Origin of the sequence: Brevundimonas lenta (genome assembly GCF_014196335.1) — a bacterium.
GTDB classification, from domain to species: Bacteria; Pseudomonadota; Alphaproteobacteria; order Caulobacterales; family Caulobacteraceae; genus Brevundimonas; species Brevundimonas lenta.
The window spans coordinates 183,978-196,523 of record NZ_JACIDM010000003.1; the positions used below are offsets into that span (position 1 = coordinate 183,978).

Annotated in this window: 10 protein-coding genes; 6 read left to right on the forward strand and 4 right to left on the reverse strand. The window is 69.4% G+C overall.

Features of this window, described 5'->3' with window-relative positions; genetic code table 11:
* Positions 1–101: 101 nt before the first annotated feature.
* From GGR12_RS14190 to GGR12_RS14210, 5 genes are all read left to right on the forward strand, one after another.
* Positions 102–416: a ribonuclease E inhibitor RraB gene (locus GGR12_RS14190; protein WP_343053271.1), complete on the forward strand. Its 315-nt coding sequence runs from the start codon at positions 102–104 to the stop codon at positions 414–416.
* Positions 417–423: 7 nt separating this feature from the next.
* On the forward strand, positions 424–3,723 hold the full coding sequence (gene carB / locus GGR12_RS14195; RefSeq protein WP_183205112.1) for a carbamoyl-phosphate synthase large subunit: 3,300 nt from the start codon (positions 424–426) through the stop codon (positions 3,721–3,723).
* Positions 3,724–3,748: 25 nt separating this feature from the next.
* Positions 3,749–4,204 carry a hypothetical protein gene (locus tag GGR12_RS14200; RefSeq protein ID WP_183205113.1) on the forward strand — a complete coding sequence of 152 codons (456 nt, stop codon included), beginning with the start codon at positions 3,749–3,751 and terminating at the stop codon, positions 4,202–4,204.
* A 93-nt stretch (positions 4,205–4,297) separates the two neighbouring features.
* A complete protein-coding gene (locus GGR12_RS14205; protein WP_183205114.1) occupies positions 4,298–5,617 on the forward strand; it encodes an amidohydrolase in 1,320 nt (439 codons plus the stop codon).
* A complete protein-coding gene (locus GGR12_RS14210; protein WP_183205115.1) occupies positions 5,607–5,891 on the forward strand; it encodes a DUF1294 domain-containing protein in 285 nt (94 codons plus the stop codon). Before GGR12_RS14205 ends, GGR12_RS14210 begins: the two co-directional genes overlap by 11 nt.
* 34 nt (positions 5,892–5,925) lie before the next feature.
* Here the strand turns inward: GGR12_RS14210 and GGR12_RS14215 are convergent, their stop codons facing one another.
* The 4 genes from GGR12_RS14215 to selD form a co-directional block, all read right to left on the reverse strand.
* Positions 5,926–7,050, reverse strand: coding sequence for a hypothetical protein (locus tag GGR12_RS14215; RefSeq protein WP_183205116.1), 1,125 nt, complete (start codon positions 7,048–7,050; stop codon positions 5,926–5,928).
* Between the two features lie 91 nt (positions 7,051–7,141).
* On the reverse strand, positions 7,142–8,437 hold the full coding sequence (locus GGR12_RS14220; RefSeq protein WP_183205117.1) for a dicarboxylate/amino acid:cation symporter: 1,296 nt from the start codon (positions 8,435–8,437) through the stop codon (positions 7,142–7,144).
* Positions 8,438–8,447: 10 nt separating this feature from the next.
* Positions 8,448–9,512, reverse strand: coding sequence for a tRNA 2-selenouridine(34) synthase MnmH (gene mnmH / locus GGR12_RS14225; RefSeq protein WP_183205118.1), 1,065 nt, complete (start codon positions 9,510–9,512; stop codon positions 8,448–8,450).
* Positions 9,509–10,555, reverse strand: a complete 1,047-nt coding sequence (gene selD / locus GGR12_RS14230; protein ID WP_183205119.1) for a selenide, water dikinase SelD — start codon at positions 10,553–10,555, stop codon at positions 9,509–9,511. The genes mnmH and selD overlap by 4 nt, the downstream gene beginning before the upstream one ends.
* Positions 10,556–10,620: 65 nt before the next feature.
* Here selD and GGR12_RS14235 point away from each other — a divergent pair, with 65 nt between their 5' ends.
* Complete coding sequence (locus GGR12_RS14235) at positions 10,621–12,471, forward strand: family 43 glycosylhydrolase (RefSeq protein ID WP_183205120.1); 1,851 nt, start codon at positions 10,621–10,623, stop codon at positions 12,469–12,471.
* The last annotated feature ends 75 nt before the right edge of the window (positions 12,472–12,546 follow it).

Below are 12,546 nucleotides of genomic sequence, written 5' to 3' on the forward strand. Positions count from 1 at the left end.
GCCGTTCGCGTCTTTAGACGGGCCGCTTAACCGACAACCCGACCGGAACCGCGCTGGCGCCAGCCTGCGTCGGGACCGCGCGCGCAAGGAGCCCCCCGCCCGTGTCCGCCCCCGACGTCAGCCACGAAGAACGCGACGCCATGGTGCGCGCGGCCCTGGCGGCCCAGGGCGACAGCGGCGTCACGCCCCGGCACACGCTGTTCTATTTCTACGGCGAGGGCGACCACGACGACCTGAACGAGGTGGCCCGGCGCGCCGGTTTCGTCACCCGTGGTCAGGACGATTCCACCATTCTTGAAACGACCATGGCCGTCGACGCGAGTTCCTTCGCGCCGGTGTCCTCCATGATGCAATCCTGGGCCGCGGCCTTCCAGCTCGACTATGACGGCTGGGAGTGCGCGGTCGTGACGAACTGAGTAGCCGATGCCCAAGCGCACAGACATCTCGTCCATCCTGATCATCGGCGCCGGCCCGATCGTCATCGGCCAGGCGTGCGAGTTCGATTATTCGGGCGTTCAGGCGTGCAAGGCGCTGAAGGCCGAGGGTTACCGGGTCATCCTGGTCAACTCGAACCCAGCCACGATCATGACCGACCCGGAGGTGGCCGACGCCACCTACATCGAGCCGATCACGCCCGAGTTCGTCGAGAAGATCATCGCGAAAGAGAAGCCGGACGCCCTGCTGCCCACCATGGGCGGCCAGACCGCGCTGAACACCGCCCTGGCGCTCGAAGCCTCCGGCGCACTGAAGCGGCATGGGGTCGAGATGATCGGCGCCAACGCCGAGGTCATCGACAAGGCCGAGGACCGTCAGAAATTCCGCGACGCCATGGACAAGCTGGGTCTGGAAAGCCCCCGCTCCAAGGCCGTCCACCACATCGATGAGGCCGAGGACGCCCTGGCCTTCGTCGGCCTGCCGGCGATCATCCGCCCGTCCTTCACCCTCGCCGGCACCGGCGGCGGCATCGCCTACAACGTCGAGGAGTTCCGCGAGATCGTCGAGCGCGGCCTCGACCTTTCGCCCACCACCGAAGTCCTCATCGAGGAAAGCGTGCTGGGCTGGAAGGAGTACGAGATGGAGGTCGTCCGCGACAAGGCGGACAACTGCATCATCATCTGCTCCATCGAGAACATCGACCCGATGGGCGTCCACACCGGCGACTCCATCACCGTCGCCCCCGCCCTGACGCTGACCGACAAAGAGTACCAGCGCATGCGCACGGGCTCGATCAACGTCCTGCGCGAGATCGGCGTCGAGACCGGCGGCTCCAACGTCCAGTGGGCGATCAACCCGGCCGACGGCCGCATGGTCGTCATCGAGATGAACCCGCGCGTGTCGCGCTCGTCGGCCCTGGCCTCCAAGGCCACCGGCTTCCCGATCGCCAAGGTCGCCGCCCGCCTGGCCGTCGGCTACACCCTCGACGAACTGACCAACGACATCACCAAGGTCACGCCGGCCTCGTTCGAGCCGTCGATCGACTATGTCGTCACCAAGATCCCGCGCTTCGCCTTCGAGAAATACCCCGGCGCCGAAGCCAGCCTGTCGACCTCGATGAAGTCGGTCGGCGAGGTCATGGCCATCGGCCGGACCTTCCAGGAAAGCATGCAGAAGGCCCTGCGCGGCCTCGAAACCGGCCTGACCGGCTTCAACGAGATCGAGATCGACGGCGTCGCAGACGTTGAGGACGACGCCTCGGCCCGCGCCGCCGTCATCCGCGCCCTCGGCCAGCCGACCCCGGACCGCATCCGCGTCATCGCCCAGGCCTTCCGCCACGGCCTGACGGTGGAGGAGGTCAACGCCGCCTGCTCCTACGAGCCCTGGTTCCTGCGCCAGATCGCCGACATCGTCCGCACCGAAGGCCACATCCGCGTCCAGGGTCTGCCGACCACGCCCCAGGACTTCCGCAAGCTGAAGGCCAAGGGCTTCTCCGACGCCCGCATCGCCGAGCTGACCGGCTCGACCGAAGCCGCCGTCCGCGCCGCCCGGCGCGCGCAGAACGTCCGCCCGGTGTTCAAGCGCATCGACACCTGCGCCGCCGAGTTCGCCTCGGCCACCGCCTATATGTACTCGACCTATGAGACCGGCGTCCTGGGCCAGATCCCGCAGTGCGAGGCCGAACCGTCGGACCGCAAGAAGGCGATCATCCTCGGCGGCGGTCCCAACCGGATCGGGCAAGGCATCGAGTTCGATTACTGCTGCTGCCACGCGGCCTTCGCCTTCGACGACATCGGCGTCGAGAGCATCATGGTCAACTGCAACCCCGAGACCGTCTCGACCGACTACGACACCTCCGACCGCCTGTATTTCGAGCCGCTGACGGCCGAGGACGTGCTGGAGCTGATCGACGTCGAGCGCTCGAAGGGCGACCTGATCGGCGTCGTCGTCCAGTTCGGCGGCCAGACCCCGCTGAAGCTGGCCCATGCCCTGCAGGAGGACGGCGTGCCGATCCTCGGCACCAGTGTCGACTCCATCGACCTGGCCGAGGACCGCGAGCGCTTCCAGCGCATGCTCAACGACATCGGCCTGATGCAGCCGCCGAACGGCCTGGCCCGCTCGGCCGAGGAAGCCGCGCAGAAGGCGGAAGAAGTCGGCTATCCCGTCGTCCTGCGTCCGTCCTACGTGCTGGGCGGCCGCGGCATGATGATCGTCCACGACCGCGAGCAGCTGGACCGCTACGTCCACGAGGCCATGCGCGTCTCGGGCAGCGATCCGGTCCTGATCGACCACTATCTGAACCGCGCCACCGAGGTGGACGTCGACGCCCTGTGCGACGACGAGACCGTCTTCGTCGCCGGCGTGCTGGAGCATATCGAGGAAGCCGGCGTGCACTCGGGCGACAGCGCCTGTTCGATGCCCCCCTACTCGCTCTCGGCCGCCACCATCGCCGAGCTGAAGCGCCAGACCGAAGCCATGGCCCGCGCGCTGAAGGTCCGCGGCCTGATGAACGTCCAGTTCGCCATCGAGGAGCCGCACTCCGCCGAGCCGCGCATCTTCGTGCTGGAAGTGAACCCGCGCGCCTCGCGCACCGCCCCGTTCGTGGCCAAGACCATCGGCCAGCCGATCGCCGCCATCGCCGCCAAGGTCATGGCCGGCGTGCCGCTGAAGTCCTTCGGCCTTGCCGACAAGCCGTACGACCATATCGCGGTCAAGGAAGCCGTCTTCCCGTTCGCCCGCTTCGCCGGCGTCGACACCATCCTCGGCCCGGAAATGCGGTCGACCGGCGAGGTCATGGGCCTGGACTGGAAGCGCGACGGCGAGGCCGACATGGGCCCCGCCTTCGCCCGCGCCTTCGCCAAGTCGCAGATCGGCGGCGGCACCACCCTGCCGACGGGCGGCTGCGCCTTCATCTCGGTCAAGGACTCCGACAAGCCGTTCGTGCTCGAGACCGCGAAGGCCCTGCTGGCCGAGGGCTTCACCGTCATCGCCACCGGCGGCACTCACGAGTACCTCAGCGGCCAGGGCATTGAGGTCGGGCATGTGAAGAAGGTGCTGGAAGGCCGTCCGCACATCGTCGACGCGATGAAGAACGGCGAGGTCCAGCTGGTCATCAACACCACCGAGGGCAAGCAGTCGCTGCAGGACAGCTTCTCGCTGCGCCGCACGGCCCTGATGATGAAGATCCCCTACTACACGACCAGCTCCGCCGCCCTCGCCGCCGCCCAGGCCATCGCCGCCGTCAACGCCGGCGAACTGGATGTGCGGCCGGTGCAGAGCTACGCCTAGACTTTCGGGTTCGGGGGAGATCATCATGAAGACGTTCCTGGCGCCGCTGGCGCTCTGCATGGCCCTGCACGCCGGCTCGGCCGCCGCGCAGCAGGACTCAACGCCGCCGATGTCGCCGCAGGCGGTCGCGGAGATGACCCCGCTCGCTGACGCCTTCTTCCGGTCGCTGCAGTCGGGCGACTCCAGCAAGGCCTTTCGCGAGCTGTTCGCCGGGACGCTGATGGAGGGGAAGCAGGATGAACTGCAGACCCTGATCACCCAGACCAACGTTTATCTGGACGCCTACGGGACGCTGACCAGCTGGAGCATGATCCGTTCGGACTGCCTGTCGCCGACCTATTGCCGGGCGATCTTTCAGGTGGAGAACAAGAACGGGCCGATGTTCTACACCCTGACGGTGCATCGCCGCGCGGGCGTCTGGATGACGTCGTCGATCTTCCTGACCGACCGCGGGCAGGCCTTCTTCGACCTGCCCAACTGATCTGACCGGCAGATGTCCCGTCGAGCCAGGACACGGGATGACAAGCGGCCAGGCTGCGTCCAAGGTCCCTGCGTCAGGACAAGGGGATTGACCATGAAGCGCGTGATGACGATGGCGGCCGCGGCCGCTCTGCTGGCGGTGAGCGCCGCGCCGGCCTTCGCCGAGGACGCCGCCCTGCGGGCCGCGGTGCAGGCGGATTACGAAGCCAACCTGGGCGCCCTGTTCGATCATTTCCACCGCAATCCCGAACTGTCGGGCATGGAGGTGCAGACCTCCGCCCGCATGGCCGAGGAGCTGCGCGCGCTGGGCTATGACGTCACCACCGGCGTCGGCGGAACCGGCGTGGTCGCGGTCCTGCGCAACGGCGACGGCCCCACCGTGATGATCCGCGCCGATATGGACGGCCTGCCGCTGCGCGAACAGTCGGGCCTGGCCAACGCCTCTACCGTCGACCAGGTCGACGCGGACGGCGTCACCAAGCCGGTCATGCACGCCTGCGGCCACGACGTGCACATCACCGCCCTGGTCGGCACCGCCCGCCAGATGGCGGCGCGCAAGGCCAACTGGTCCGGCACCCTGGTGCTGATCGCCCAGCCGGCCGAGGAGCGCATCTTCGGCGCCCGCGCCATGGTCGAGGACGGCCTGTACGACCGCTTCCCCAAGCCGGACTACGCCCTCGCCTTCCACGTCTCGGCCGACATGCCGACCGGCCGGATCGCCGCGCCGCTGGGCATCACCTCCTCCAGCTCGGACGCCGTCGACATCACCGTGCATGGCGTCGGCACCCACGGGGCCTATCCGCACATGGGCGTCGATCCGATCTATGTCGCCTCGCAGATCGTGGTCTCGCTCCAGTCGCTGCGCAGCCGCGAGACCAATCCGCTGGAAGGAGCGGTGGTCACGGTCGGCGCCTTCCACGGCGGCATCAAGCACAACATCATCTCCGACCGCGTCGACCTGCAGCTGACCGTCCGCGCCGACAGCCCGGAAATGCGCACCCAGCTGCTGGACGGCATCGACCGCATCGTTCGCAACACGGCCCTGGCCCTGGGCGTGCCCGAGGACAAGCTGCCGACCGTCACCCGCTCGACGCTCGAGACCACCCCGCCGACCATCAATGACGAGGCGACCGCCGCCCGCGTGCGCGCCGCCCTCGTCGCCGGCCTCGGCGAAGACGTGCTGCTGGACGAACCGCGCACCGGCATGGGCGCCGAGGACTTCGCCTATTTCGTCACCCCCGAAAGCGGCGTGAAGGGCGTCTACTTCAGCGTCGGCGGCACCGCGGCCGAGGACGTCGCCGAAGCGCCGGGCCACCACTCGCCCCTGTTCAGGATCGAGCCCCGCCCGTCGGTCATCACCGGCGTCGAAGGTTCGGTCCTCGCCGCCGAGGCGCTGATGCCGCGTGGCGGCTGACCTTCCGATCGGCCTGCTGGCGGCCCTCGCGGTCGCCGGCGCAGTCGCCTTCAGCCTGTTCGCGATCGACAAGCAGCGCGCCCGCGAGGACGGCCGCCGCATCCCCGAACGCGTCCTCCTGCTCGCCGCCCTGTTCGGCGGCGCCGGCGCCTGGCTGGGCCAGCAACTGCTGCGTCACAAGACCCGCAAACAGCCGTTCCGGACCCTGCTGGGCGCGGTGCTCCTGCTGCACATCCTGGGGGTGGCGGTGCTGCTGTGGACGCTATCCCGGTAGACCGGACTATTCATCCAGACGAGACCCCGGAAAATCACTTGCGTGTCGGAGGCCGCCGCTTCGCCCTTGCAGGCACGGGAGGGTCCACCGGCAGCCGCCCGACCAGCCTGAGGAAATCCCTGTTCTCGCGCAGCCCGGACAGGTCGTCCTCATAGGCTTCGGGATCCGATATCGACCACAACAGCTCGCGGTATTCGCCATCCAGCGCCACCGCGCGCCGCGCGCAATCGAGCGCATTGTCGCGCGCCGAGTCCCGCTCCGCATCCGTTTCTGCCGCGTTCAGCTTCTGCCCGAAGGCCGCGGCGAGATAATACCAGTAGTCCGGATCGTTCACCGCGCTGGTCTGGGAAAGGCTGCCTCCCAAGCGGATCACCGCATCGGGATCTTCCTTGTAGAGAAGGTCGAACATGAGCTTCAGGGCGTCGCGGGTCGTCGGCTTCGACTTGCTACCGATATTGCGTGCGATAAAGCCGCCGGCGCCGCCCGTTCCCGTTTCCCGGTTGACCTGAGCCCGAGCCTCGGCAGGCAGGACCTCGCCCGGTTCAGACTGAAGAATGTCCTCAACCGACTTGAACAGCCGGATCAGAACCAGTCGGGTGTTGAGGTACATATAGAGAAAGCCGCAGGCGAGGCCGAAGATCAGGATGACCGGCCCGATGACCGGGATCAGTCCGGCATTGGCCACGCCGCCGACCGGGTGAAACACCGTCGCCTCGGACTGCAGGAACAGGCGGAACCGGTAGAGGGCGTCATCCACGGCATGAAGCTGAACGAGACCCGCGCCGACCAGCAGGGTCGTCAGCCAGTCGGAAATCTTCTCGAGGTTGGTATTGGACTGCAAAAGCCGCTTCTTTGTCCGCGTCGTCGTCGTCGGTGCGCCGCCGGTGGCGGACGACGATGGCACGGCGGCCTGGGCGGCCAGAATGGCGCTGACGTCTGGCGCTGGCTCCGCGGCGGTTCGGGGGACTCCGAAGATGAAGCCGAGCAGCGAACCCGAGGCGAATGAGCCCAGGAAAATCAGGACGCAGACACCGACAGCGCCCCAGGCGCCGTCGCGGGTAGCGAGCCACATGGCGCCGACAGAAATGCCGATGCCCCAGAGCAGGAAGCCCGCGAGTTCTCCCAGACCAGCCCGCGCCTGATCGTGACCGTCGCCCATCAGCCCATCCTCAACAGATGGGCGAACAATGATCTTCAAAATGCAACTGTCAATACGCCCCGGCGGACTAGTTCATCCGCACAGGTTGCGCCTAGATCCCCGACGCCGCCTCCGGGTCCGCCGTCGCGTCCCGGCCCTCGACGATCCGCACGGCCGCCAGATCGGCGGTGACGTTGCCGACGGTGCGGAAGATGTCCGGCACCACCTCCACCGCCAGCAGCAGCGGCAGCACCTCCAGCGGCAGGCCCATGGCCAGGGCGATGGGGGCGATTGAGGCGAAGAACGAAACCTGGCCCGGCAGCCCCACCGTGCCCACGCTGATGGCCAGCGCCGCCACCGCGCCGGCGAACAGTACGCCCGGCGTCAGCGCGATGCCGTACAGGTGCGCGACGTAGATGCAGACGGCCAGGTTGGCGACTGTCGAGGTGATGCGGAAGATCGCCACCGCCAGCGGCAGGACCAGGCCGGCGGTGGCCGGCGAAACGCCGAGGCGGTCGATGGCCCGCTCCACCATCACCGGCAGGCAGGCCAGCGACGACTGGGTCGAGAACGCCACCACCTGGGCCGGCGCCGCCGCGCGGGCGAAGCGGCGCAGCGTGACCCGGCCGAACACGACGGCCACCACATAGGTCAGCAGGATCAGCCCGATCAGCGCCAGGCTGACGATGGCGACGTAGTGGCCCAGCACCCCCGCCGCGCCCAGCCCGGCCCTCAGGCCCACGCCCAGCGACAGGGCGAAGACGCCCAGCGGCGCGGCCCGCAGCACCCAGTGGACGATGACGATCATCGTCTCGGACACGGCCTCGAAGAAAACGGTCAGCGGCTGGCGCAGGCGCGCGCTCAGGCGCGTGGTGGCGAAGCCGAAGACGATGGCGAAGACCACAATGCCGAGGATGGCGTCGTCCGCCGCCGCCCGGATCGGATTGGCCGGCGCCAGGCTGGTCAGGAAGGCCGCCAGACCGCCCCCGCCGACGTTCTCGCGCACCGCCGCGTCGCCCGCCGCCCCGGCCAGCAGCAGCCGCCCGCCCTCCGGATCGATCGGCCAGATGGCGTGCAGCCCCATCGAGGCGACGATGCCGTAGATCGTGGCCCCGACCAGCAGCAGGGCGAACACGATCACCGCCTTCAGCGCCAGCCGCCCGGTCGCGGCCGCGTCGGCGATCGAGGCGATGCCGGTGACCAGCAGGCTGAACACCAGCGGAATGATCGTCATGCGCAGCGCGTTCAGCCACAGCTGGCCGACGCCCTCGACCAGGGCCACGGTTCCGGCCCCGCCGGGAATGCCCCAGGCCTGGGCCGCCGCGCCGGCGGCGAGGCCCGCAATCAGCGCGGCCAGCACCTGGAGGCTCAGCGAGGACATGACGGCGGCGGTGCGTGAACGGCTCATGGCGAAATAGCTATGCTGCGCCGCGCCCGCCGTCGAGGGCGGCCTCGATCTGCGCCGCGGCCTGGTCCAGCGTCGCCGCGTCGCCCCCGGTCAGCGTCACCTCGCCGAGCACGGGCCGATCCCGCGCGGCGGTCATGCGCCGCCACGCCGGGTCGTAATGGGTCGCCATCAGCTCCGCCGCCAACTCTGCGATCTCGCCCCGCGCCGCCATCGCCCGCCACTCCGTGATCGCCGCCTTCGCGTGATGGCGCGGCAACCGGGTCAGGGCCTCGTCCAGCGCCTCGGGATCGGCGGCGATGCCGGCGTAGTCCGTCACGATCCGCGCCACCCGCACCTCCGCCGGCGCGTCGACCTCGATCACGTCAGCCTGCCCCATCGCCGCCCACAGCGCCGGGGGCAGCGCCCGGGCGCCGACCTTGCTGCTCTCGGCCTCGACCACCACCGGCCGGGCGGGGTCCAGCCGCGACAGGGCGTCGTACAGGCGCGTCTCGAACATCTTCTGGGAGGGCTGCCCGTCCGGCATGGCGCCGAACAGCGAGCCCCGATGCCCGGCCATCGCCTCCAGGTCCAGGGTCTGCACCCCGCGCCGGCTCAGCGCCGCCAGCAGCGCCGTCTTGCCCGCCCCCGTCGGCCCGTCCAGCAGCACCAGCCGCTGCGCCGGCGGCGGCCCGTACAGCACGCGCGCGACCTCCCGCCGCCAGGTCTGGTAGCCGCCGTCCAGCACCGTCACCGGCCAGCCGACCTGGTCCATCACCGTGACCATGGCCCCCGACCGCTGCCCGCCGCGCCAGCAGTAGACCAACGGCCGGAAGCTCCCGTCCCGGTCGCCCAGCGCCTCTTCCAGATGCCGGGCGATATTCCGCGCCACCAGCGCCGCGCCGGTCCGCCGGGCGAGGAATTTCGAGCCCTGCACATACTCGGTCCCGACCGCCGTCCGCTCGGCGTCATTCAGCACCGGCAGATTGATCGCGCCCGGAACGTGGTCCCCGGCGAACTCGGACGGGCTACGCACGTCGATCAGGGCGCCAAAACCGTCGCGCGCCGTGGGCGACAGATCGACTGTGCGCCGGATCAAGCGACGCTCACCCGGGCCGGCCCCTCGGCTACACGGCCGACGACCGCCGCCTGCCCGAACCCTTCATCGCGAACCAGCGCCAGCAGCGCCTCCGCCTGATCTTCGGCCACGGCCACCAGCAACCCGCCCGAGGTCTGCGGATCGGTCAGCAGGTCGCGGCGCCAGCCCGACAGTTCCGACGGCAGATCGATGTCGGTCCCGTAGCTGGCCCAATTCCGGCCCGACGCCCCGGTCCGCACTCCGGCCGATGCGAGCGCCTCCACGCCCTCCAGCAAGGGCGGCGAGGCCGTCAGCTCCACCATCAGCCCCGACCCGCGCGCCATCCCCAGCGCATGGCCCAGCAGCCCGAAGCCGGTCACGTCGGTGACCGCGTGCACGCCCTCGCGTCCCGCCAGCTTCGCGCCGACGGTGTTCAGCTTCGTCGTCGAGGCGACCATCGCCGCATAGCCCGCCGCGTCCAGCCGGCCCTGCTTGAACGCCGCGCTCAGCACGCCCACGCCCAGCGGCTTGGTCAGGATCAGGACGTCGCCCGCCTTCGCCCCGCGATTGGTCAGCACCTGGTCCGGATCGACCAGGCCCAGCGCCACCAGGCCGTAGATCGGCTCGACGCTGTCGATCGAATGGCCGCCCGCCACCGGAATGCCCGCCGCGGCGCACACCTCGGCCCCGCCCTGCAGGATGCGGCCGATGGTGCGGGGCGACAGGGTGTTGATCGGCATGCCCACGATGGCCAGGGCCAGGATCGGCGTCGCCCCCATCGCATAGATGTCCGACAGGGCGTTGGTCGCCGCGATCCGGCCGAAGTCGAACGGGTCGTCCACCACCGGCATGAAGAAGTCGGTCGTCGCCACCAGCGCCTGGCGGTCGTTCAGACGCCAGACGGCGGCGTCGTCGCTGGTCTCTGTCCCGACCATGAGGTTCGCGAACGGCCCCGCCTGCGGCATGTCCTTCAGGATGTCCTGCAGCACCGCCGGCGCGATCTTGCAGCCGCAGCCTCCGCCGTGGGCCAGCGAGGTCAGGCGGGGTTCTTCAGGCGTCGTCATGGTCCAGGTTTGGGCGAAACGGCTCGTGAACTCAACCGCGCTCCCGGCATGATAGCGTCGCCGCCATGCGCGCCCCCCACGCCCTCGCCGCCGCCCTCGCCCTGCTGGCCTTCGCCGCCCCGGCCGTTGCCCAGGATGACGCCCGCCCCCGCACCTGGGCCAATCCGGTCGACGTCGACTACAAATACAATTTCGAGCAGACCCACCGGGGGATCAGCTACCGCACCGGCGCCGATCCGGTGATCGTGCTGCACCGGGACCGCTACTTCCTGTTCCAGACCCTGGCCGACGGCTACTGGACCAGCCCGAACCTGCTGGACTGGACCTATGTCCAGCCGAACAAATGGCCGTTCGAGTCCAACGTCGCCCCGGCCGCCGTCTCGGACGGCGAGCGCCTGTATCTGATGCAGTCGGCCTTCGAGCCGCGCCCCCTGCTGGTCAGCGAGCATCCCGAGACCGGCCAGTGGGAGTGGCACACCCGCATCCTGCCCCCCGTCCCCGGCGCCGTCAGCCGCAACGAGGAGGGCAGCTACGGCGAGGGCGGCCTGCCCGAGGGCAAGCTCCCGCCCGGCCCGTGGGACCCCGGCCTGTTCATCGATGATGACGGCAAATGGTACCTCTACTGGGGCTCGTCCAACGTCTATCCGATGTACGCCTCGGAGATCGATCCGGCGCCGCCCATGCGCTTCATCGGCGAGCCGCTGAAGCTCCACACCCTGCATCCCGAGGTCCACGGCTGGGAGCGGTTCGGCCAGGACCACTCCGGCGGCCTGCCCGACGGCACGCCCATCAATCCGTATATGGAGGGGGCCTGGATGACGAAGCACGACGGCCGCTACTACCTCCAGTACGGAGCGCCCGGCACGGAGTTCAACGCCTACGCCAATGGCGTCTACGTCAGCGACCAGCCGCTCGGCCCGTTCGAATACGCCCCGTACAATCCGGTCAGCTACAAGCCCGGCGGCTTCGTCGAGGGCGCCGGCCACGGCTCGACCTTCCAGGACCGCTACGGCAACTGGTGGAACACCGGCACCCCGTGGATCGGCCACAACTGGACCTTCGAGCGGCGCATCGCGATGTTCCCGGGCGGCTTCACGCCGGACGGCCAGATGCATTTCTCCAGCCGCTTCGGCGACTACCCCCAGCGCCTGCCGACGGAGCGCGTCGCCGACCCCGACAGCCTGTTCACCGGCTGGTTCCCGCTGTCCTACAAGGTCGAGGCCTCCGCCTCCTCGACGCGCGGCGAATTCAGCCCCGACCGCGCCGTCGACGAGAACCCGCGCACCTTCTGGGTCGCCGACCGCAATGAGGCCGGCCAGACCCTGACGCTGGATCTCGGGGCCACGAAGCGCGTTCATGCCGTTCAGGTGAATTTCGCCGACTATGAGTCAGGCGTCTTCGCCGAGCGCCCCGCCATCCGCACCCGTTTCCGCATCCTCGCCTCGAAGGACGGCGCGGACTGGCAGGTCTTCGCCGACCTGTCGGATTCCGACCGCGACCGCCCCAACGCCTATGTCGAGGGCGAACGGCCCGTCGACGCCCGCTTCATCCGCTACGAGCACGACGAGGTCGCCGCCGCCAATCTGGCCATCTCGGACCTGCGCGTCTTCGGAACCGGCGACGGCTCCCCGCCCGCCGCGCCGGAGCTGCGCGTCATCCGCGGCGAGGACCAGCGCAACGCCCTGGTCCGCATCACCCCCGTCTCGAACGCCCTGGGCTACAACATCCGCTGGGGCGTCGCCCCGGACCGCCTGTACCTGACCTACCAGGTCTATTTCGACGACCTGCGCGACATGGGCGACCAGCTGGAGATCCGCGCCCTGAACACCGGCGTCGACTACTGGTTCGCGGTCGAGGCCTTCTCGCCGGACGGGGTGTCGGAGCTCAGCGAGGTGGTCCGGGTTCCGGCGCGCTGAAACCGAACTCCCACCCGCTCATCCCCGCGAAAGCGGGGACCCAGTCCTTTGGGTGATCGGTGGCGGCAGGGTGTG

Bases quoted from the DNA above. Each gene is read 5' to 3' on its own strand.
- GGR12_RS14215 (WP_183205116.1), bottom strand. From the start codon at position 7,050: ATGGGCGACGGTCACGATCAGGCGCGGGCTGGTCTGGGAGAACTCGCG.
- GGR12_RS14235 (WP_183205120.1), top strand. From the start codon at position 10,621: ATGCGCGCCCCCCACGCCCTCGCCGCCGCCCTCGCCCTGCTGGCCTTC.
- GGR12_RS14200 (WP_183205113.1), top strand. From the start codon at position 3,749: ATGAAGACGTTCCTGGCGCCGCTGGCGCTCTGCATGGCCCTGCACGCC.
- GGR12_RS14220 (WP_183205117.1), bottom strand. From the start codon at position 8,437: ATGAGCCGTTCACGCACCGCCGCCGTCATGTCCTCGCTGAGCCTCCAG.
- GGR12_RS14205 (WP_183205114.1), top strand. From the start codon at position 4,298: ATGAAGCGCGTGATGACGATGGCGGCCGCGGCCGCTCTGCTGGCGGTG.
- carB (WP_183205112.1), top strand. From the start codon at position 424: ATGCCCAAGCGCACAGACATCTCGTCCATCCTGATCATCGGCGCCGGC.
- selD (WP_183205119.1), bottom strand. From the start codon at position 10,555: ATGACGACGCCTGAAGAACCCCGCCTGACCTCGCTGGCCCACGGCGGA.